35 protein-coding genes are annotated in these 20119 nt (G+C 39.0%); 21 read left to right on the top strand and 14 right to left on the bottom strand.

The genetic code is table 11. From position 1 onward, the window contains the following. Window positions 1-121: 121 nt before the first annotated feature. From QNJ66_RS03515 to QNJ66_RS03470, 10 genes are all read left to right on the top strand, one after another. Complete coding sequence (locus QNJ66_RS03515; protein WP_300503089.1) at window positions 122-328, top strand: helix-turn-helix transcriptional regulator; 207 nt, start codon at window positions 122-124, stop codon at window positions 326-328. Then, complete coding sequence (locus QNJ66_RS03510; protein ID WP_300503088.1) at window positions 329-793, top strand: GIY-YIG nuclease family protein; 465 nt, start codon at window positions 329-331, stop codon at window positions 791-793. A gap of 60 nt (window positions 794-853) precedes the next feature. After that, window positions 854-1702 carry a hypothetical protein gene (locus QNJ66_RS03505; protein WP_300503086.1) on the top strand — a complete coding sequence of 283 codons (849 nt, stop codon included), beginning with the start codon at window positions 854-856 and terminating at the stop codon, window positions 1700-1702. Window positions 1703-1731: 29 nt separating this feature from the next. Next, on the top strand, window positions 1732-2037 hold the full coding sequence (locus tag QNJ66_RS03500) for a hypothetical protein (protein WP_300503084.1): 306 nt from the start codon (window positions 1732-1734) through the stop codon (window positions 2035-2037). Next, window positions 2037-2213, top strand: coding sequence for a hypothetical protein (locus QNJ66_RS03495; protein WP_300503082.1), 177 nt, complete (start codon window positions 2037-2039; stop codon window positions 2211-2213). Before QNJ66_RS03500 ends, QNJ66_RS03495 begins: the two co-directional genes overlap by 1 nt. 117 nt (window positions 2214-2330) lie before the next feature. After that, window positions 2331-2693 carry a hypothetical protein gene (locus QNJ66_RS03490; RefSeq protein WP_300503080.1) on the top strand — a complete coding sequence of 121 codons (363 nt, stop codon included), beginning with the start codon at window positions 2331-2333 and terminating at the stop codon, window positions 2691-2693. A gap of 2 nt (window positions 2694-2695) precedes the next feature. Then, complete coding sequence (locus tag QNJ66_RS03485; RefSeq protein ID WP_300503078.1) at window positions 2696-3073, top strand: hypothetical protein; 378 nt, start codon at window positions 2696-2698, stop codon at window positions 3071-3073. Beyond that, window positions 3066-3575: a DNA N-6-adenine-methyltransferase gene (locus tag QNJ66_RS03480; protein WP_300503076.1), complete on the top strand. Its 510-nt coding sequence runs from the start codon at window positions 3066-3068 to the stop codon at window positions 3573-3575. The genes QNJ66_RS03485 and QNJ66_RS03480 overlap by 8 nt, the downstream gene beginning before the upstream one ends. 22 nt (window positions 3576-3597) lie before the next feature. Beyond that, window positions 3598-3966, top strand: coding sequence for a hypothetical protein (locus QNJ66_RS03475; RefSeq protein WP_300503074.1), 369 nt, complete (start codon window positions 3598-3600; stop codon window positions 3964-3966). Between the two features lie 61 nt (window positions 3967-4027). Further along, on the top strand, window positions 4028-4327 hold the full coding sequence (locus tag QNJ66_RS03470; RefSeq protein WP_300503072.1) for a hypothetical protein: 300 nt from the start codon (window positions 4028-4030) through the stop codon (window positions 4325-4327). Between the two features lie 344 nt (window positions 4328-4671). Here QNJ66_RS03470 and QNJ66_RS03465 read toward each other — a convergent pair whose 3' ends face one another. Next, window positions 4672-6204, bottom strand: a complete 1533-nt coding sequence (locus QNJ66_RS03465; protein WP_300503071.1) for a terminase family protein — start codon at window positions 6202-6204, stop codon at window positions 4672-4674. Between the two features lie 65 nt (window positions 6205-6269). Beyond that, entirely contained in the window at window positions 6270-6752 is a 483-nt protein-coding gene (locus tag QNJ66_RS03460) for a hypothetical protein (RefSeq protein ID WP_300503070.1), read from the bottom strand. 218 nt (window positions 6753-6970) lie between these two features. Here QNJ66_RS03460 and QNJ66_RS03455 point away from each other — a divergent pair, with 218 nt between their 5' ends. The 3 genes from QNJ66_RS03455 to QNJ66_RS03445 all read left to right on the top strand — a co-directional run bounded on the left by QNJ66_RS03455 (window position 6971) and on the right by QNJ66_RS03445 (window position 7931). Beyond that, a complete protein-coding gene (locus tag QNJ66_RS03455) occupies window positions 6971-7336 on the top strand; it encodes a hypothetical protein (RefSeq protein ID WP_300503069.1) in 366 nt (121 codons plus the stop codon). A 57-nt stretch (window positions 7337-7393) separates the two neighbouring features. Continuing rightward, on the top strand, window positions 7394-7564 hold the full coding sequence (locus tag QNJ66_RS03450; protein ID WP_300503067.1) for a hypothetical protein: 171 nt from the start codon (window positions 7394-7396) through the stop codon (window positions 7562-7564). A 211-nt stretch (window positions 7565-7775) separates the two neighbouring features. Then, window positions 7776-7931: a hypothetical protein gene (locus QNJ66_RS03445; protein WP_300503065.1), complete on the top strand. Its 156-nt coding sequence runs from the start codon at window positions 7776-7778 to the stop codon at window positions 7929-7931. 31 nt (window positions 7932-7962) lie between these two features. Here the strand turns inward: QNJ66_RS03445 and QNJ66_RS03440 are convergent, their stop codons facing one another. Beyond that, window positions 7963-8289: a hypothetical protein gene (locus QNJ66_RS03440; RefSeq protein ID WP_300503063.1), complete on the bottom strand. Its 327-nt coding sequence runs from the start codon at window positions 8287-8289 to the stop codon at window positions 7963-7965. A 1084-nt stretch (window positions 8290-9373) separates the two neighbouring features. Here QNJ66_RS03440 and QNJ66_RS03435 point away from each other — a divergent pair. Next, window positions 9374-9949, top strand: coding sequence for a hypothetical protein (locus QNJ66_RS03435; RefSeq protein ID WP_300503061.1), 576 nt, complete (start codon window positions 9374-9376; stop codon window positions 9947-9949). A 115-nt stretch (window positions 9950-10064) separates the two neighbouring features. On the opposite strand, the gene QNJ66_RS03430 is transcribed toward QNJ66_RS03435, so the two are convergent. The 4 genes from QNJ66_RS03430 to QNJ66_RS03415 all read right to left on the bottom strand — a co-directional run bounded on the left by QNJ66_RS03430 (window position 10065) and on the right by QNJ66_RS03415 (window position 12234). After that, window positions 10065-10442 carry a hypothetical protein gene (locus QNJ66_RS03430; RefSeq protein WP_300503060.1) on the bottom strand — a complete coding sequence of 126 codons (378 nt, stop codon included), beginning with the start codon at window positions 10440-10442 and terminating at the stop codon, window positions 10065-10067. Window positions 10443-10564: 122 nt separating this feature from the next. Then, window positions 10565-11008 carry a hypothetical protein gene (locus QNJ66_RS03425; RefSeq protein ID WP_300503058.1) on the bottom strand — a complete coding sequence of 148 codons (444 nt, stop codon included), beginning with the start codon at window positions 11006-11008 and terminating at the stop codon, window positions 10565-10567. Window positions 11009-11038: 30 nt separating this feature from the next. Further along, complete coding sequence (locus tag QNJ66_RS03420) at window positions 11039-11920, bottom strand: hypothetical protein (protein ID WP_300503056.1); 882 nt, start codon at window positions 11918-11920, stop codon at window positions 11039-11041. Between the two features lie 68 nt (window positions 11921-11988). Further along, the gene (locus tag QNJ66_RS03415; RefSeq protein ID WP_300503054.1) at window positions 11989-12234 is read right to left on the bottom strand and encodes a helix-turn-helix transcriptional regulator; all 246 of its coding nucleotides are present in this window, start codon (window positions 12232-12234) and stop codon (window positions 11989-11991) included. Window positions 12235-12405: 171 nt separating this feature from the next. On the opposite strand from QNJ66_RS03415, the gene QNJ66_RS03410 reads away from it, so the two are divergent. The 4 genes from QNJ66_RS03410 to QNJ66_RS03395 all read left to right on the top strand — a co-directional run bounded on the left by QNJ66_RS03410 (window position 12406) and on the right by QNJ66_RS03395 (window position 14233). Then, window positions 12406-12609, top strand: coding sequence for a hypothetical protein (locus tag QNJ66_RS03410; RefSeq protein WP_300503052.1), 204 nt, complete (start codon window positions 12406-12408; stop codon window positions 12607-12609). A 60-nt stretch (window positions 12610-12669) separates the two neighbouring features. Further along, a complete protein-coding gene (locus tag QNJ66_RS03405) occupies window positions 12670-13080 on the top strand; it encodes a hypothetical protein (protein WP_300503050.1) in 411 nt (136 codons plus the stop codon). Window positions 13081-13366: 286 nt separating this feature from the next. Continuing rightward, entirely contained in the window at window positions 13367-13783 is a 417-nt protein-coding gene (locus QNJ66_RS03400; protein WP_300503048.1) for a hypothetical protein, read from the top strand. Window positions 13784-13801: 18 nt separating this feature from the next. Beyond that, complete coding sequence (locus QNJ66_RS03395; protein ID WP_300503046.1) at window positions 13802-14233, top strand: hypothetical protein; 432 nt, start codon at window positions 13802-13804, stop codon at window positions 14231-14233. A gap of 144 nt (window positions 14234-14377) precedes the next feature. Here the strand turns inward: QNJ66_RS03395 and QNJ66_RS03390 are convergent, their stop codons facing one another. The 7 genes from QNJ66_RS03390 to QNJ66_RS03360 all read right to left on the bottom strand — a co-directional run bounded on the left by QNJ66_RS03390 (window position 14378) and on the right by QNJ66_RS03360 (window position 17778). Next, window positions 14378-14776 (bottom strand): hypothetical protein, encoded by a 399-nt coding sequence (locus QNJ66_RS03390; protein ID WP_300503044.1) that lies wholly within the window; start codon window positions 14774-14776, stop codon window positions 14378-14380. Then, complete coding sequence (locus QNJ66_RS03385; RefSeq protein ID WP_300503043.1) at window positions 14769-15167, bottom strand: hypothetical protein; 399 nt, start codon at window positions 15165-15167, stop codon at window positions 14769-14771. The genes QNJ66_RS03390 and QNJ66_RS03385 overlap by 8 nt, the downstream gene beginning before the upstream one ends. Continuing rightward, window positions 15160-15366 carry a hypothetical protein gene (locus QNJ66_RS03380; protein ID WP_300503042.1) on the bottom strand — a complete coding sequence of 69 codons (207 nt, stop codon included), beginning with the start codon at window positions 15364-15366 and terminating at the stop codon, window positions 15160-15162. The genes QNJ66_RS03385 and QNJ66_RS03380 overlap by 8 nt, the downstream gene beginning before the upstream one ends. Window positions 15367-15411: 45 nt before the next feature. Continuing rightward, window positions 15412-15939, bottom strand: coding sequence for a hypothetical protein (locus tag QNJ66_RS03375; protein WP_300503040.1), 528 nt, complete (start codon window positions 15937-15939; stop codon window positions 15412-15414). Between the two features lie 82 nt (window positions 15940-16021). Then, on the bottom strand, window positions 16022-16189 hold the full coding sequence (locus tag QNJ66_RS03370; RefSeq protein ID WP_300503039.1) for a hypothetical protein: 168 nt from the start codon (window positions 16187-16189) through the stop codon (window positions 16022-16024). After that, window positions 16143-17444, bottom strand: coding sequence for a hypothetical protein (locus QNJ66_RS03365; protein WP_300503037.1), 1302 nt, complete (start codon window positions 17442-17444; stop codon window positions 16143-16145). Before QNJ66_RS03365 ends, QNJ66_RS03370 begins: the two co-directional genes overlap by 47 nt. Window positions 17445-17511: 67 nt before the next feature. Further along, entirely contained in the window at window positions 17512-17778 is a 267-nt protein-coding gene (locus QNJ66_RS03360; protein WP_300503035.1) for a hypothetical protein, read from the bottom strand. Between the two features lie 229 nt (window positions 17779-18007). Here QNJ66_RS03360 and bet point away from each other — a divergent pair, with 229 nt between their 5' ends. The 3 genes from bet (at window position 18008) to QNJ66_RS03345 (ending at window position 20069) form a co-directional block, all read left to right on the top strand. Next, complete coding sequence (bet, locus tag QNJ66_RS03355; RefSeq protein ID WP_300503033.1) at window positions 18008-18817, top strand: phage recombination protein Bet; 810 nt, start codon at window positions 18008-18010, stop codon at window positions 18815-18817. Window positions 18818-18894: 77 nt separating this feature from the next. Then, window positions 18895-19281, top strand: coding sequence for an ASCH domain-containing protein (locus tag QNJ66_RS03350; protein WP_300503031.1), 387 nt, complete (start codon window positions 18895-18897; stop codon window positions 19279-19281). Between the two features lie 386 nt (window positions 19282-19667). After that, window positions 19668-20069: a hypothetical protein gene (locus tag QNJ66_RS03345; protein WP_300503030.1), complete on the top strand. Its 402-nt coding sequence runs from the start codon at window positions 19668-19670 to the stop codon at window positions 20067-20069. Window positions 20070-20119: the final 50 nt, after the last annotated feature.

Below are 20119 nucleotides of genomic sequence, written 5' to 3'. Positions count from 1 at the left end.
AGTCACTAAGCGACCAAACTTCTGACTGTCTTTCCTTATGTCAATAATAGCTAACTAATTAGTACCTGTCAAGTGGTTGGTACTAAATAAATGTGCTATTATATTAGTGTAAGCTTTTGGTATGAACATGAAAGAACTAAGATTGCGTTCAGGAAAAAGGGCTGAGGAGGTAGCAGTAGAGCTTGATGTTGCTGTCTCAACAATTCGTAATTGGGAGCAACTGAAAAACGCCCCTCGCATGACCCCATTGAAACTTCAACAGTTAATGGATGTTTATGGCTGTACTTTTGATGAGTTAGTTGAAGCAGAAAAGGAGATGGTCAAATAAATGATTAACCCCAAAGAACTAGACCTATCAAAACTTCCCTGGCTTCCCCTTGATGCTAAATCGGCGTTTCCTCGTCAACCAGCTATTTATTTTGCAATCGATAGTAACGATGTCATTCAGTACATTGGGCGGTCTATCAATCCTAAACAAAGGTGGAGTGGGCATCACAAGTATGATGAGTTGCAGGAAATCGGCAAGATCAAGGTATCTTATTTGTTCGTAGAGGATTCAAAGCTTTTGCCAGACGTAGAGAAGGCTTTGATCAAATGGTTTTGTCCTCCACTTAATATTGCTTTAGTTCCAGGCAAAACCACGGAAGTTGAATCCGCAACAAGCAAGCAAAGGGTTTCAACCTATATCACGATTGAACTTAAAGAAAAAGCGGAAGCTAAAGCTAAGGAGCAAGATCGCTCTTTGTCTAACTATATCGAGAGATTAATTAAAGCTGACGTTGAAAAACAGTAAAATGCCAGTCATTTTATTTTGACTGACAAAACACACATTTCTGCATAGGAGCAGATAATTATGACTAACATACAGAACAATAATAGCACTAAAAACCTTGTTGAATCTTGGTTTAAAGCGGAAAAAGAGGGGGTACAATTCCCTGTGCCGTTTGACACTGCCTGGAAAATAGCAGGATACAGTAAAAAGGCTAATGCTAAACGTCGCTTAAGTAAGTTCGTTAGAGGAAAAGACTTTTGCTCACAAATGAGCAAAAGCAGTGGTGGAAGGCAATCCGAGGTTTTTTACTTTTCTTGTAATGCCTTCACTCACTTCTGCTTACTCGCGGAGACACAAGAGGGTCGTCAGATTCGGGATTACTATATTGAGTGTCAACAAAAGTGGCAATTAGTTCAGCAACATCATCCTTCTATTGCTGAGGACATTGAAACTCTAAGAGCCAAGGAACAGCAAGCTATTTTGGAAAAACAAATTACGTTAAGGCGACTTGATGCAGAAGTAGCCAAATATGAAGCACAAAAAGAAAAGGCGATCGCAGAATCTCAAAGCCTGCGGTACACCATCACCCAGACTTGTCCCGAACCAGTCCAGCAAAAGGTACTGGGATACTCAACCATCGAAAAAGTTGAGTACCGTGATCGCACCATCTTAAACGGCACAATGATTAACGATGGTACGACTTTGACAAACAAGCAACTATGTCAACGCTACGGAATAATGAATAAAAGAGGGAACCCTGACACAACCCGTTTAAGCAAAATCTTGAACAGCGTTGGGTTTGGAAAAGAATCAGGAGCGTGGGAGAAAGCTAGCATGGTCGTTACCCATCCCCAATTTAAACGGGAATTCCTAAAAGAACTAGACCAAGCAATGTCAAACAACGAGCGGCAGTTATTTTTAGGCGAATAACACACATAAATGTACGAGGACAACCAACAATGAATCAATTAACAAGTAACGAGATCAATTACGATCCACTCATCCCTTTCATTGCCCAAGGAAAGTCATTCGCACAACAGTTTAACGACAAGGCACTCTTGTGGCATCTAAGCGAAACGGATAACCTTTTTCGAGGGGGTGCTAGTATTTCTATTTTTGAGAAAGATATCGAGACAGAAAATGGGTTAGACAAAATGATAACTCGTTTTTGTCACCCCTCAGAATTCGATGTATCAATAATGTTAGCGATCGCATTCTGTTTTGTAGGTTCATCAGACGATTCCAATAACCAAAAGGAGGGATAATGATTAATTACCTAACAGTCTTAGGAGTATTAAGCAAAGGTAAAAGTGTCGAATTTAAGGGAAAATGTCTGTTCCAAAGTGCTGTAGATGGTAAACTTTATTTCTACGAAAGAGACAATGAAGGGCGCGTTATTCTTATGAACTTTGATTACACTGTCAATGGTTTTATTGAATAGTGCAAAAGGATGAAAGATTTGATCGTTTTATTGAAGAGTAGTAGTAAAAACAAATGAAAATAGCCATCTTGCTAATCGGAGTAATAATCGTACTGTCACTAATTTGGAAAAACTGAAATGAAACCAACACTATCATTCTTGGATGTGCAGCAGAAACGTAAGCTCAAAGACTTTTTAACTAGCTGTGAACCAAAGAAAATTCAACCTCATGAGTTAGCAATTAAAACAAGCTTGAGTATAGAACACTCTCTAATGGTTTTTGCTGAATTTGCTGAGAATAAAACATGGAAACAAACTGACTTAATTTACCACAAATGTAACCCAGGGGTTCCGATTCTTTCGTGCGATCTAGGAAGCTTCGAGCTTCCGATAAAGTGTTCTTTGTGTGAAGAGAATATAGAGGCATTGGACGAAATAGTTATAGAACAAATCGCCGATCTTTCCACTCTTGTAAACCTAGAAGAAATATTTTCGGAGTAAATATGAACAAACAAGAATTAAAGGTAATTAACAATTGCGAAAAAATAGACGAAGCCCCCGTTTTGTTTGAATGGAAAGAAAACCTAGGTACATACAACTGGTTTAACAGTTTTTTTGATCCAAGAGACTTAGACGTAAGAGGTTTTGGCTATGATCGTGACGATTTTTTTGGTAACCACTCTGAACCAAACTACATGGACCACTATCTATTAGTAAAAGGAAAAGACGCTCACCAGGTCAAGAACTATTTTTGGTCAAAAGGAATTGAATTCACTTTCAGGACAATAACAGAAACCACCTATCTTTATGGCGATCAGGATCTAGGAGCGGTCGCTCACAAAATCGGAAATCAATGGTATTGGGAACAAGATAATGACTAAAAACATCTTACATTCATCAAAAACAACAGAGTGGTACACCCCACCCCACCTAATAGAATTAGCCCGAAAAGTTATGGGTAAAATTGACTTAGATCCAGCATCTAATAATGTTGCACAGAAATGGATTAAAGCCGAAAAATACTATACAATAGAAGATGATGGTTTAACCAAGATTTGGACTGGAAATGTGTGGCTTAATCCACCCTATGGTAATGGTATTACAACAAAATGGATTGACAAGCTACTAGAAGAATATGGGTCAATGGTGATGCCCGAAGCAATTATTTTAGTCCGTCCTGCGGTTTCTTCTAGGTGGTTTAATACCTTGGCACAGAATTTTGTTCGATGTGAAACATTATTCAGAATAAGATTTATTGACGCTAATGGTACTGAGCAAAAATCACCGGCTCACGGAAACGTCTTGTTTTATGTGGGCAAGAAAAATATGGGGACTTTTGTAGAAGTCTTTGATCGGATAGGCGTTATTTCGCGACCAATCTAAAAACAAATTCAAGAGGTTAAAAATGAAAAAGGTCTTTATTTTGATACAACTTAACTATACTCCTGAATTAAGGGATGTAATCAGAGGGGTATTCGAGTCCCGTGAACACGCTGAGAGGAGAAAGCATGAGTTAAATAGCGGACAATGGAGATTGCTTATCGAAGAACACGAGATCCAGTGTCAGGAGAAAGGAGATTCCTACTACCCCAAAAACACTCCAGAAAGGATAGAATTATGTATTGAGGAGCATTTAGAAGGATCGGATGACGAACAAGAGGAATGGCAAGAATTAGACTTTAAAGACTTTGATCTGGAAGAGTTGCATTGGTCTGAGTCGTACAAAATCCAAAACAATCCTCAATACATCAGAGAAGACCTTATAGGAAAATAAACGATATATAGCATACAGAACTGTATGCTATTCTAGCAAAATAACCAATATCCTTTCAATCATGAATAACAACCAACAACAACCTTTCTTAATCGAAAAACCCTGGATATCAGAACTAAGAAAATACGGGGGTGTTAGGCTTATTTTTCGCGAAATGGGTTCCCCTGAATTAATCTGTCACCCATTTGAACACTCTCCCCTTAAGTATATTTTTGACAACGAAAGTTACCATGAAATATACAAAATCATTGCTAAAACTGTGCTGGAAAACGGGGAGTTTCTCACCAGTTATCTAAGTAATCCCAACAAGCAGTGTATTAGTTTTTATGCACCAGAAGAAATATTAGGACAAGGAAAATGAAGGTAAAAGCATTGAACCCATTGGTAATTAGTTTAGTTGGTTTTTTAGTGATATACGGTTTGGCTGCGATATTCGGACACCTAGACCTAACAGAAACTCAATCATTTCGTTTTTCTACTGAAAACATATTAGGACAGGGGCAATGAAGGTAAACGTAAAATTAGTATTGTTAGAGACTGTCTATTACGCTTACACTCTGTACTGCATTTATTCTGTTAATTATTTAATGATCACACAGCCAGAGTTAACGTCGTCTCAAGGAACACTTGAGACATGGACAAAAATTGTGTGGTTACTTCCTTTAGCCTTCCTGTATGGATGGATCAAAAACCGCGAATAACCACCTAACGATAATGACTCTTAATAGTAGTAAACATATTTTCCTGTTGTCCATAAACAGGCGTATTTTCCAGTTGACTAAAAGCCCCATCAGCAGCATCCACAATATCGTTTACTAGGGGCTTATGGGTTCCATCAAACTGCTGAACAGCGTTTAGAAACTGGGTGTTCCACGATCCTTCCAAGAGAACAACTTTTCCTGACTGTGCAGCCGTAGCCAATGGTAAAGCACGAGCTAACTTGTTACCCAATGGTTTAACTGGTTTCACATTCAGGTTCGGGTTCTCATTTTGTAAGTTTTCCTGGTACTGGTAGGCAATGGTTTTCCCAGATGAACCGCCTTCTAATTCCCACCTAACTAGGGTGTGATTACTATCGGATTTAGCAGTATGTCCTATCAACCCCTCGATTTCACCACCTCTAATTTGATCCCATGTAACATCGAGTATTACATAGTAGTCTTCTGAGAATTTAGCCATCTTTACCGAGGCAGTATAACTGGTTCCTGACTTAGCTTGCTCTTTTTCGGTGGCCGCAAAATCCCAGAATCTTACGATAGCGGCATATTCCAAAGATACTTCGGCAATCTCATCAACAAAACCGAACCAAGTGCGGTTAAATACTGTGCCGGCTTCAAAGACTATTTTCCAGTTACCCTTTAACAATTGCTCCCGTCTAACTGGGTGTAAGTTTTCTAGATTAGTCAGGTATTCTGGGTTGATGTCTAAAAGTTTCTTGTTCTCGTAGATCGAACCGGGGAGAAAGGTAAAGGACTTAATTGGCAAGCCCCTGGTAAAACCCTCCCCAACAACTTGATCAAAAATACTTTGTTGTGAATGACCTTCTATAACGGTTTCGTCTGGAAGCTTGAAACGAAATATTCCATCTTCTTCCTTTATCTTTGGAGTCAAATATCTTTCTAGTAACTCATCATAGGTATCTGACCAGATAAATTCTTCCTCCTTTCTGATAAAATACCGAACTATTCCAGATTTAGTTTGATCTGGGTAACCATTCTCGTCTAAATACCATTGAACAAACTCGGCAACCCAGGATTCAGCATCAGGGTTACAAGTGGCCGAAATGAATGGTTTGACCCCAGAAGTAGAGCGGTTACGAGAAGTTAGAAACCAGAACTGACTGGCGGTGAAGTGGGTTAACTCATCAAAAGTCAAACCAGCAATCTGCGACCCCATGTGTTCAAACTTGGTTTTTTCGTGCTGCAAGTGGCGAAAATCAATAGTAGCCCCACTAGGAAACTTCCACCGCATTTTCATCTGATTAAAAACGCCACCGAATAAGGGGTACACTTTGTAAGATTCATCCAGTAAACTGCCAGGATTGGTCACCATCGCATAGGTTCTACGAAAGATAACTCCTGTATAAAAAGGATTGTCTATGTGACGAGTATGCTTCAAAAGTAACCCCAATGTTTTACCAGTTCCCACCCCACTACCAGCAAGCACGATATCAGCACCACAGTCATATAAAGATTGTTGCATCCCCTCCTGTGGTTTGGGAATAGCACTATTATTCATTGGGCGGTTAAACTTATTTTTATTATAAAGATTTTGCCCGATTAGTGTTAGTTTATTTTTCAAATCTATTCACCAACCTCATCCTTAAACCTCTCTAACAAAGCCATCATTCCTGCTTGTTTGAAAGTTGTATCCGTCTCGGTATTATTGGCTTGGGTTAACAAGTATCTTGTCCTAGCAGCAATGCCATAATCCTCATCAGTAACCCTTTCAGGATTGTTATTACAAAAGCGTTGATAATCTTTAGAAATCTTATTACCGATCTTAACGGTAGTTCGATGATTTTCCCTTAACATCTGCATTTCGTCATCAAATAATTCAGACTCGACTCTAGCCTTGTTAGCCTGATCATAAAGCTTAGCTCTTGCCTCCCAGTCGAACTTCTCGTCAATCTTTTCTGACAATTTAGATTCTACTTGATCGGTCTCAAAGACACCTAAAATGGCCATGTAAACCTGCCTCTCCTTGGGGTTCATTAAACAATAAACTTGGCAAGCCAACCAATCTTGTTTTGATTCCCCGGGTTGTTTTTGAAATGGTAGTGACATACAGAAATAAATGTATTAATATATAACTGTATTATAGAGTAAGAACCTCATGAGCAAAAAAGAATTCCTGAAAGAACTACTAAATCTTGTATTAAAGTTAGAAGAATCCGATAACGTACTTGAGAACTATATGACTGTAGACGAAATTCAGGCACTATACGACAAACAAGTAGAACACATTAAGCAGACACAAAGACAGCAACACTTAGGAAAAACTTATGACCACTAAATACATCGTTTATGACGTAGAAATCGAGAACTGTATTCCCAGTGGAGAAAAAGATCCTTCACTTAAATACTGCAAAGGATGGACTGACTTTGAGGGAATGGGTATCAGTTTAATTGGGGCTTACCTATCTTGGGAAGACATCTACAAACTCTACCCTTATCACGCTTTACATAAGTTTCAAGAAGCGGTCAACCAAGCAAATGACGTAATAGGTTTTAACTCAAAATCATTCGATGATAAATTGTGCAAAGCGCATGGAGTGAATATTGACACCACCTTTGACCTATTAGAAGAAATCAGATTCGCATCCGGTCAACCTCGAAAATATACGCGAGGTCAAACCAGAGTCGGCTAAAAACTAGACAATATTGCGATCGCAAATTTTGGTACCGGTAAAACAGGGTCGGGGGAATTGGCACCAGTTCTTTGGCAACAGGACAAGCAATGGGATGTGGCTAACTACTTAATCAATGACGTGATGCTCACGACTAAACTATACAAGATGATATTGGAAGGCAAGTCCATTATTGACCCCACAGACGGCAAAGGGCTAGAAGTTGAACTCAATCCCATCCCCTTCTAAAAAGAAAGCCCCATTACGGGGCAGTCACCACTTATCGTTTCATTTTGCCATTTTGTCGTTGACACTATTAAACCTAACACACCCACCCCTGTCTGTATATGTAAAGAAATAGTACAGAACAATAAAGCTACCCTTAAGAATCTGGCTAATTCAAGAAATTCGACATAATTGCTTTTTAGAATAAAGAGACATTTTGCGAGAAGGGGTGAGAATGGAAAAACCTAATAAAAAGACTTTAGCCGCCTTTATTGTTGGGTTGTGCGTCCTTTACTTTGTTTTTCAATATGAAGAAAAGAGGGATATTGAAGGGGATTATCTTCAACTTCCCCCAAGGATAGGTTGTGCGCCCATTCATTTATTTACTTGATCCCAACCTCCCGTCTTGAAGGCAAGATTGTTTAGTTTTCTGCTAGATCAGTCCCGACTAAATCCTTATCCGTAACAGCCCTTACCAAATGCCCCACAGGTGGACGGTAATAGTTACCTATTTCCACCACTTCATCAGTGCTACGGTCAATTGTAACGGTAATAGATCTACAATCATCTAAAACAAAATCAACCTCGACTACATTCTTAGATCGAATCTCATCTAAGGTTGTGTTGGTATACCCGTTATCCTCTAACTCCCGTCGTGCTTGCTTGACGTAATCTGCAAAGCTTTTTTTCATTTGTAATCTCCAAAACTCTAAAGGGCTAGGTTCAGGCGTTACCTGAACACCTGACATAAAGTCAACGTTTGCCGTCTTAACATATTATCGCAGACACACCTGCATGTCTATTAACAGCGTTAACAAGAAAATTACAAATGATGGCACTTTGCGCAAACCGCGCAAAATCTTCACAAACCGCACCACGTAAGGGTTTGGCTAAAAATTACAACGCCGCCAAAAATATACCCCGTTTTTGCCTGTGTCCCTATACCCTCACTTATCCGTAGTCAGTATGAGTATAGATAAGACGCGATAGAAAAGATGATCATCTGACAAAAAAGATGATCCTACTTTTCTCAGCCCACAAGGCTTACCAGATAAGACTTTCCAGGTTTTTGCATCAACTCAAATAAATCTACCCTCCGTTTCTCTGCCTATATACAGGCTTGTCTTATGTACTAATATTAAAACTCAGGTACTAGCAAAGGTATTACCTTTAAGCAAACATAAAACTAAAGTACCATTATAAATACTTGTGTATTTATATATCTACAATCGTCTATGTATTATATAGAGCTATAGACATACTACACAAGATCGCGTTTAAATAAAGTCATAACGATTATAAATAAATAAACGCAAGAAGAAATAAAGATAAATACTTATTTACGGCGTTTTTATGTAGTATATAAGTAACTCTATGTATTGCATGGACATTTATCTATATTTAAGTACAAATAGCCTAATATTAGAACTCTAGTATTGTTTCAGACAAAATAATATTAGTACAAAAAAGCTGATATTAGAACTTTAGTCTTACCTTTATTTAGGAAAAATACTATTATTGGTACGCAAGTTCCCTGATTGGCATCCTTGAAGGGGGTTTCTTGGGGTAGGTAAACGGGTGGTAGAATTATTCGACTTGATGCAAAACTTTGAAAAGCCTTACCCAGTGCGTTTTACAAACTGAGAAAAAGGGGTTCATCTTTTTGGTACAAAGTTCATCTTCTTGGGAACAATGTGTTTAAATCACAACAGAAGAAGTTTGTCAAGCGTCATATTGGTAAGTATGCTAAACTGATAGTAGTTAACCATACTACGTCTTAGATAAATCAAGCAAAACAACGCTAGAGCGCTGATTACAAGAGAATATACTTAAATGGCTACATATTCAAATATTTTCGCCACAAAAACCAAAGAAGATAGAGAAAAAATCTACAATTTAAGGTATGACGACAGAGGAACTGACCAAGTGTTGAGACGTTTGTTGAGTATAATGGCTCGTCAAAACGCCTTTGAGTTGCTGTTGTGGATAGCTGATAACCCTGGTAAGACAGCTAAGGAGATAGGAAAGGAAACTAACATTCTTGGTCACGTTTGCCGTCCTAATCTAAAAGAACTCGAGGACGTGAACCTTATTTACCACGAGGATGTCAGTCCGGGTTTCAATCGCCCCTGGGTTTATTATTTGAGAGAACCAGAGGTGATGGTTGCGCTTAGAATGCTTCAGAATATAGCTCACCTACCCAGGTATGATTATGAGAAGCAGGAACACAGGATGAGGAGGACGCAGGCTGCTAATTTTAAGTATTTTGTCAAAGAAGATTTGGGGATTGAAGTTAAACCCGAGCCGAAACCCAAGAAAAAAGAGAAACCAAAACCGAGACAAAGGAGGAAGAGAAAACGGGGAATAAAGAATCACCTGACTGGTGAAAAGATGTACTTAAGGAAGTAGGGCTAAAACACGGTATGTTTCTGCCATCTTGTGTGCAAAATCGAAACCCCTTGTTTAGCCTAGTTCCAGGTCATTACAAGGGGTTCATCAGTTGATCATCAGTTGTGAGAATTGGTTAACCACCCAAAAATAATTCTAGTTTGAAACCGTTTTTTAACAACTGTTCCCTTGAATAAGTGATATCCCTTTTTCCTATTTCAAACTGGTAGTATTTTGCCTTTGGGAGTTCAAAAGCGATGATTGGGTAAACGCACGTAACTCTATCCTCTAAAATCCCTATCCCTAGCTCTCCGTTGGCGATAATATTATTATTTTCGTCTCTAACAATGATTGGGGTTCCTGAATTGATATCGCTGTAACCACGGATTCCTTCACAGCGATCACCATCCCTCCAAAAGCGTTCGGAGACTAACATGAATTGACCGGTTACAGTGTTAGCATAAACGGGGGTAGCGGTTAATGATAGTAATACTGATAAGATAAGTGCTTTCATAATCATTATTATTCTTTACCTCAAGATTAGGCTCAAATACATAAATCGTCCACCGAGAAAATACTTATTGAAAATAAAAACACCCACAACAAACGTGGGTGTTAAAATACAGTTGTGTGTGTTTATTCCCATGAATAAGTAGCTTTACCACTGGTAAAGCTTTTTTGCCAGTCTAGTCCGTCAAGTATTTGGTAAACTGGACTGTCTTTGTATATCTCTGATTCAGTATCTAAGTAACAGACAATCGTTTGCTGTTTTACTGATGTACGAAATATATCCTCTGTTAATTTTTTGTCAACCTTATCTTCTACCATCACCCAGAATTGCTCATTATAGCTATTTTCGTTTAATAGTTGCAGCAAATCTTTAATATTGTTTGCTGTAGTTACTGCGAAATAGATAAGTTGATGATCTATTGTTTTGGCGCAATATATATCGAAAAGCGAGTGTAGTGTTCCTTTTTTCCAATCACTTTTGTCTTCATTTATTAGCGCGTAGCTCTTGATCCAGGAGACTTGTCCGGAAAATCTCTCCATTGGATTTTTGGTCTTCATTAATTTAGTCATTGTTAATTACCTCTATATATATCTGTGTGTTTATTCGGCCAAAGACAACTCTTCTTTGAGTCTGAAGTATTTGCCTTCGATGTGTCCGTAGCCCAACTCTTGGAGCCTTATAAAGACTTTTTGGGCTACGGCTGCGTTCATCGGAACCTTTTGACCATCGACAATGATCCTGATACGGAAATTAGTGTAAACATCCCGTTTTGTAATTAAGGGGTTGGTTTTACTCACTTTTCTCAAGACGTTAATCAGTGGCAGCAAACTATTGGGATTGTCTAGATCCACATAACTTTTGCCGTGGTAGTGAGTTACCATCTTGTCAAAATTTTTGATCACTTGGCTTTTCTTGGCTTTTTGCTTGCTGATGTCAACTCCTACCATAAATAAAGTTGTTGCTAATTGTGCTGTCAACTCCATCAGTCCCTCGGGATTGTGGACACTAAGCATTTCAATCAAGGTCTCTAGGGCTGTGGTGTCAAGCTCGGGTTCAACAGCCTCTATACGCCGTAATTGTTCTCTTAATACTTGGTTCTCGGTGTGCAATTCATTTAGGCGGTCGTTAATGGCGGTTAAATCGGGTTGGGGGATGGTGGTCAGTTTGTATCCGGCCAGTTTGTGATTGAAAGCTCTGACACCTATCTTGATTAACTGCTTGGCCAGTTCTGGATTGTCGTCAACGATCCAATCGGAAATAGTGTCTTCGTTAATCAATGCAACGGTTTTAGATCCAGTGCTGGTCAGGATTTGAGCCTCCTGGCGTAGCAGTCTGTTCATACGTCCCAAACGCTTTGAAATCGTTGATTGATCTTTCCCACTCATTCGAGCATATCCAGAAACAGAAGCGAAACTTTCTCCTGTCTCGGTGTTGATGATAAGTTCGATTCCGTCGTTGTCGTAGCGTTGTAAGTTAGGCATTTCTGTTTGTCTTCAATTATGTCTATGTGTACAAGTGGGTATTTCGGTTTGATTGGCGATCGCAAGAGTTAACTGTCAAAGGTTACTCCGAGATCAATCCCCAAAACCCCTTCGATACGGCGAAGTGTCTCAAGCGGTAACGCTTTCATGTCTTCGGCCTCGATTGCGTACCAGTTAGCAGTAGTCATCCCTGCCTTGGCCGCCAAAGCCGTTAATGGAGTTGAGTTGTTTTTTCGAGCTTTTTTGATTCGTTCCCCCAAGTTAGGTACTTCGGTCTCAATTGTTTTGCGGACTTTCATCGCTGCTGTTGCCATTAACTTACCTCAAGTATAGGTTGTCAGTTACCACTTAGTATAAACTATCGAATAAGACTTGACAAGTATCAACCAAGACTTTATACTAAAAACATAAAGAAAGACGATCACTCCCTCGCCAAAGTTTGCGATCGCCTTTCTTGTAAACCTAATTAAAGGAATATTACCATTATGTTAGCTGAAAGTCGAAGAATATTTAAACCGGAGAATGAGCATGACGCACAGATCATTGCTGACTTAGCTCGTAGTGCCGAAGACTTTTACCTTGAGAAAGCTAAGAACCAAGTAATCAACGAAGTTAAGAAGTGGTTAGAGTTTCGAGGTTATGAGCCTTCTGACGAACTCGCAAAACAGTTTTTAACCCAAAGGCTGTAAACCATAACTTAACCGGCCAGTCCTTTGGCTGGCTTTCGTGAAAAATTATTAGAGGTCATCATGTTACATTTATCACTTAAAAGATTAGTTGCCAGATTCTTGAAAATTGCTCAAGACGCGATTGCAGAAGTCCACGAATGGGGTAATTGCTTTTTCGTTAAGTTTGTTAAAGGTTCCCCCCGTTTCGTCACCAAGAAGATTCGTAAGAACAACCGCCAAAAGTTTGAAGAAGCCAAGGAATGGTTAAACGGATTCGGTAATAAAACCTGGTATGTTCGAGTCTGGGAACAGCACGGTAAGAAGAGAATTTATTTCAATCTAACAGAGTTGCTTTACCCCATGGCTAGACAAGAGGTGGATGAGACGGGCAAAAAGTTCTATTTTGATGCTGACAAGGGGTTTGCTGGTACCGGATTGAGTCTTGAGGAGTTTTGGAGGTGTAAAGAATTTGTGGCTTGGTTGATACCATAAAGACATACAGATACGGATATTTTTTTGCTGCCTTTCACTTGAATCTAACTTGTTATAGTCACCATAACAAGTTAACTCTTCATCCACTAAATCTGTTCGTTTTCCTTGACGAGATTCATGGACAAGTGTTCTAAACTGCCATTGAACTTTAGGATCTTGATTGAGAATATTATCTATCTCGTCTATGGTTGTTTCTAGTCCATTAAAACGTTTAGCGGTAAAATGATGGTTAATAAAATTAGACTAAATTATCTAGAGGTTCAACAAGTTAAACTAGGAGCGTAAAATGACTTGCAACCATTACGTTAGATTCAAGAGCATCCAGGTAGCAACAACGATTACAGAAAACGAGAAGGTAATATCAAATAAAGTTCAAACAATTGAAGATTTGCATCTAGGTTTAAGTGCAATGGGACGGGCGTTTCTATTCCGAGGGTACAAAGACCTTGATGATTTAGCTGATTACGGCATTGCTAATCCTATAGTGTCACTAGAAGATTGGGTTGAGATTCTAAACAATAGAAATGTTGTTATCGTTGACGAACATCGTAATCAAGTTGAGATTGACGAATTTCTTGGGATGGTAAAAAGGAAAAGGAATGGAATCAACCATTACGATTATTTAGTGAAAAAAGGTTATTCTTTAGAAGATAATTGGAAGGATAGCGACGGGAACTCATTTTGTGGTAGTCATTTTAGCTAGAATGAAAATAAAATTATCATGCTGGACAAATACCTATCAACAGCCAACGAAGTCCTTGCTGATCTAGGGCAACCAACCGCAAACGCCACACTAACCCTTGAAGACATTACCGACGTTACTATTTTTGAAGACGAGCATGGAAATATGCAGCCTACAAATACCACCACAACAACTGTTTTGACTTGTTGGTTGTGTCAAAAGAAACCACCTGAGAACGATGTGCAAGTGGGTTTAAACCAGGATAGGGAGTATTTTGAGGGAGAGTTAATTACTCCTAAAACTTACGACTTTCCTATTGTGTCCGATGGGGTTGATATTGTAGTTAATGGTCGGTCGGGGAAGTTTTACCCTGTGAAAAAGTTTGAGACACCGGCCAGTGAAACCTGGGATACCAAAAGCTTCTTGGGGCAAAAAATAGCAGGTTGGGTTCAGTTTGAAGAAGGAAATTAAGTTAACATATATGTGTGTGGTTTTTGAAGGAATACTAAGATGAAAGTCTGTTATAATAAAGTTTCCTGTTGTCCTGATTCAGAAATCGGCGCGGCTTTCACCATTCTAGATACTGGTGCGTGGCCATATACGAGCGAGAAGCAGTTAGGACGGTGGCGACTGAGTACAAGTCTCAGGACAGGAGTTATCTTGAGAGAAAGGCGAAATCCTGTAGCCACGTCCATCCTCATCCCAATAATTAGCTATCTCCAAAAGTCCTTCACAAAAATCTTTTATATCTTTTTCTGTTGGTGCTAGTTCATGCTTCTTAAAAAAACATCCTTTTTTAATCTGAATACCAACGTTATCCATGATTCTTTGGACTGATACCGGTTCTTTCTCTGGTGCTTCATAAGGCATCCACGGGAAGCAATAGAGTCCACCAAAGTCTGTTAAAACATGGTGTCCGTTGTGTTGACCAACGAATATTACTATTTCGTCTCCGTCTGGGTAATATGAATCGGTCTCAATCTTGGTAAAATCTTTGAGTATTTCGTTAGTCATTTTCTTTCTCAAACACTTCTGGACAAACTTTTTTAGCGATCGCTTGTAACTTCCTTACTTCAGGGGAAGCTATCTCTAGCATACAGTTCTCAATCATGGTTAGCCATGCAGGGCTAATCATACTCTCGGATAACAGAAAAACCTTCCATCCGTTTAGTTGAGCTAGATTGAGTTTTTCGTAGTCTCGCTCTAATCCAGTTCCCCCATTATGTCCCTTTTTTCTTTTCGACCATATTCCCCCTTGAATTTCTATTGCTATTTGGGAAGGATAATCTACAAAGTCAAAGCGAAATTTTCTATCAGGAATTAGGATAACTTCTCGTTCTAGAACAATGTCAGAAACGTGGTTCCATGTTTGAATAAAGCGATTTTCCAGGTGTGATTTACTCATTTTTACCTTGATTGATTGTGTAATTATTTTCTTGGTCGCTATATTCCTTCTCTGGATCATAAAAAGAAATTGTCATAAGAATCGTGTCATGCTTAGTGTTATGGTAAACAATCATTGTGCTGTCTCCTGCTTCCACACAAGCGTTTGGATATTCTGTTAAGAGCATTTCGCATATTTTGTTTAGGGCTGTTAGTTTCATAGGCTTAATTATTGATTGAGGTTTGTTAGGCGGTTAGAGTGCATCTTAAACAGCCTTCAAAAATCTTTGTTGTGCTTCGATTAAATTAAAGTCTTCTCTGTCTTCTTCTAACCAGTTAATGGTCGCTGCGTAGGTTTGATAGAATTTAGCCCTTTTCTCCTCTAGGGTCATTTGGTTAACCCCAAAGCTTAAACGGAAGTAGTCTTCTATTCCGATGTCTAATAAAGCGTCTAGGATGCCTAGTGCTTGTGATTTTTGCCCAACGATAGCAGCGTATTTTATCAATTCCCTGAAATCGGACAATGAAATAGTGCTTGTTTTTGATGATCCTGATACACCATCCCTATCCACAGAAACTTCTGACCGAGAACCCGTAAAACCCTTGAGGTGTAAGTCCTTTAGCGTTTTTCCGTTTCTAGTGTGAACCTGTGAAAGCCATTGTTTTGAGTAACCAACCGCTCTACTAGCTCCTGTAACTCCTACTCTAAATTCTCCATTAGGTAACATATACCCATCAACCGTTACCCCAGGACAAAACTCTACTGTTGCGCGTTTAGCTTTTATAATAGTCATGTGACTTACTCGCTTAAGTTACATCCCCTGGGTGCGCTAACACCGCGAGGGGTTTTTACTATTATACATATATATCTGTGTGCTAGTCATCTTCCCTGATCTCAGGGTCAATTAGTCCGTCATACTGTCTTTGCTTTTTCTTCCAGTCTTTTTGTGCTGGTTCGATATCTTCTTGCCCCGTTTCCGCTAAGTTATAAAGTTGCCTAAAAAACGGGAGTTCGGTATCTTTGGGTTTGAATTTGTCCACCATCCTCATTCCCCTCCAAATCTAAATCATTAATTCCTTGCTGGTTGGATTCATCCGTGTCGGCCATCCCATCTATTTGCCACTCAGGCCATATAATCCGATAGCCACCACCCTTCAAAACTTCTTTGTAATAGAAGTCCCAACCCATCTTTAGGATAATCTCTGTATCTATTACCTGTCTAATACCCTTGGTGAGCAACTGACACCACCCATACCGTTTCCTGGCGTAATTTCTGTCGGGTGCGCGGCTAATCTCTTTAGCTCCGCCAGATGGTTGCAGTCCAGGGAACAGCCAGATTGGGAAGCCGGAAGGGATCATGTGGTAACGCCACTGTAGAACTGTGTCGATCAACCCAGTTAAACTAGGGTTGCTACTAGATAGTTTTTTTAGCTCCATTCCGGATAGCAGGTAAATATCGGTCAATAACTCCCCAGACAACTTTCTTTGTTCGTAATTGTTTTTGTATTGTGTCCGTTGGTTAGGCGCGTAACCCTCTGGGAAAATGTGTAGTGTTGGATTAATTCCTGCTTCCCTGGCCGCTACAGCCAAATTTTCTGTAGCTTCTTTTAATTTTGCCCAGTACCCCAAAGACGGTAGCCATAAAGACTTCCCGTAGAGATATTTTTGGTTATGTCGAAAGTGGACTATCTGAGGAGGGGTGAAAATATTATCAGGGCTGGTGCTATGTAAATATCTACGCTGCTCAAAACCCTCTAAATTCCCATGATCGTCCTCGCATCGGAATATCTCCCAGGTTGGCAAATAAAGAGATTTTGAAACGCAATAATCATTTTTAGTGATACCCTCCCTTTCTATGGCTAATTCCAGAAATGCGTCACCATAGATCAGCGACCATTTAAGGGCTTTTTGCAACAAGGTTCCTCCGATCACCATCTTCTCATGATTTTGTTTGCGCTGGATGACCTCCATTGCAATTACATAAATATCTGTGTGTACAGCTGTTTCGTTATCGTCTATGGTTTCGGCAACAGTAAAGCCAATGTCATCCCCATCTGTACTAGCAAAAGTGTCTTGTGCTGCTATTTCTAAACAATCATAAACTTCCCTAGAGAAGTTTTCTATCTTGATTAGTTCTTGTGCTAAATGGGGTTCCCTGATTGGGTTCTCTTCAATTTCTAGATCCCATTGTCTTCTGGAAGATCCGAAATCTCCTAAAGCAACTGATCTTTGTGAACCCGTTAATTTCTCTTTTTTTCTAGAGAAAAGATTAAATATATCGAAGCGCGATAAGTCCATAAAAAAAAAGTTATGATTACTACTATCATAACCTTGTAGACACTAATACTAAATCTGATTAAAAATCTTAAAACTCTTGATCACCACAACCATTTTCTGGTAGATAAAGCCACTCAGAGACTTCCCATTCTTGTGGCCAATACCCTGCTTGATATGCTGCCACCTCTACTTGGTACTTATCAGGATTAGGGTTTTTGGTATAAAAAATAAATTGGTCTGTTGAAAGTGGGACGGGATAAGGTTCGCTGGGGTCAAGTTCTTTAGACTCTACTTCTACTAAATACTTGAAAAATGTCTGGTTTAATTCATTTGTGCGATTTTCTTGTACAAGCATAATTGTGAATTGAATTGTTTTTGGTTGACATTTCATTTATACAAACATATCTGTATGTTGTCAAGGGTGTTGACAAATTTTTATTTCAATAACATAATTAAGGTGCTGATAGGGTCTAGTCTGAATTGTTTGATGACTGGTTGACAACTCTATCAGCTATTTTTATATCTATTGACACACAGAAATGTCTGTGCTAAAAAGATAAGTGTCAACCAAAAACAATTCAAAAATGAGCAATCTAGTAAATACGCAAGAAAAAGCTTTAGCAAGCCATTTCAACCCCCAACAGGTGGAGTTGATCAAGAAAACGATTATGCCTGGCGCGTCTGATGATGAACTCCAACTATTTGGCATGGTGTGCCAACGATTAGGATTAGATCCTTTTTCCCGTCAAATCAATGCAATTAAACGCGGTGGAAAATGGGGATTTGAGCCGACTATTGATGGATTTCGCAGTATTGCTGAGTCCACTGGCAAATATGGAGGTAGTGAAACCTATTGGTGCGGAGAGGACGGAGTATGGCATGATGTATGGCTCAAAGATGAACCACCTAAGGCCGCTAAAACCATTGTTTATCGATCAGATGCACAAAAGCCTTTCGTGGCGGTAGCGCGATTCAATAGCTACAAGGTTGAATATAAGGGACAATTAAGTAACTTTTGGGCTAAAATGCCTGACCTTATGATCGGGAAAGTTAGTGAGGCATTGGCTTTGAGGAAAGCTTTCCCTAGAAACCTTTCAGGGGTTTATTGTGATGACGAAATGGGGCAAGCCAGTCAAGTCGAAGTAGTAGAAAATAAAATCACTAAAGAACAGGGAATAGAAATTAAGAGATTAAGGAAGTCAATTGATTACTCCGTAGAACAGTTAATTGATTTATGTAGTCATCGATTCGCAAAACATCCAAGGGAATTGTCTTACGAAGAAGCTGACTTTTTAATAGGGGAACTCAACGCCATTGGTAACAAACAACTTAAACGCCAACTAGAGAGAGGAAGTATAGGGATTATTGAAGCTGAATCAGTAGAAAATCTTTAATTTCAATTAACCGCTATTTATTGAAATAGCGGTTAATACACCCTCTTTTTATTTCAAGTTCATCAAGTAATAAAAAAATGAAAACATTAACAATACATCAGCATTGGGCAGATGCAATCTTTGATCACGGAAAAAATGTAGAAAATCGAATATGGCAAACACCTCATAGGGGTGATTTATTGATTCATGCAGGTTACAGTAAGCAGTCTCTAGAAGCGTCGAAGCAATTCATCAAAAGACTGTCTAACGAGGTTATCAAAAAACCTAAATTTGGCTTCATTCTCGGTAAAGTAACTCTAGTTAATTGCGTACCGTACGTCGTTGGTGACTGGGATATTCCTAACCAATATCACTGGATTCTCCAAAATCCAGTTAAGTGTACTCCTTACCCAATGAGTGGGAAACTCAGTTTATGGGATTTTGATGAGACCTTATTGGATTGGAATTACCAGCAAACTTCATAAACGATGGACTCAGGCGATAATAGTTGCCTGAGTCCCACAAAGGCTTTCTCATGGGAATGAAAAAGCTGTAAAAAGTAACCTAAATACATGGTAACACACATGATCGAAACAATTCATTTTTATTTCCAGATTGACGAAGAATATTACAGGATTAATGGATTCAATCCATTTCGACTGACTGTTTATTTAGAGCAAATTGACTTTTACGATCCAGCTTGTCCAGGCTGTTCTACAGCCGAAATTATTTACAGTTCTGAATACAGAAGTATTAATCTAATTAATCTTTTTTCAGTCGCTTTTGACTTACTTTCAAGACGAAAGAAAGTCAAAAACTTTTATTCAAATGCTTGAAGAAGAATTTAACTTTTTTGAAGAGGATTTTTAAGGTGGCAACTAACTTTGACATACCCGTTAGCTTAAAGGTTCGATTAATAGCAGAACAGTTAATTAAGATAGGAGGCGAAACGTATTCTGTAAGCTGTAATGACATTAGCTCTGATGATGAGAATCATAGCTATTGGTCGGGCGTTAATCGTTATGAAATATGGATCGATCATCTTAACAAAAGCCTTGATGTTTTGCTTTTTGATCACGGCTATGCTAGTTACGAAATTGATCAATTACTGCTAATTGTTAGCTTTGATTTAGATAGTCTTTATCCTGATACAGTAGCAACTGGAGAATCGTTATTAAAAAAAATCAAAACTTCTATTTTGGTAGGGATTCAAGAGTTCCAAAAACAACGCCCTGACCAGCAATTAAAGTTATTTGAGACAAAGGAGGTTTGAATGAAATCAAACACAATAATTCAACTAACATCCGACGATCCCTTTCCCTT

Source organism: Crocosphaera sp. (assembly GCF_030064895.1).
Lineage (GTDB): Bacteria > Cyanobacteriota > Cyanobacteriia > Cyanobacteriales > Microcystaceae > Crocosphaera.
Note: the sequence above shows the minus strand (reverse complement) of the source record. Positions and strands in the feature narration are given on the sequence as shown.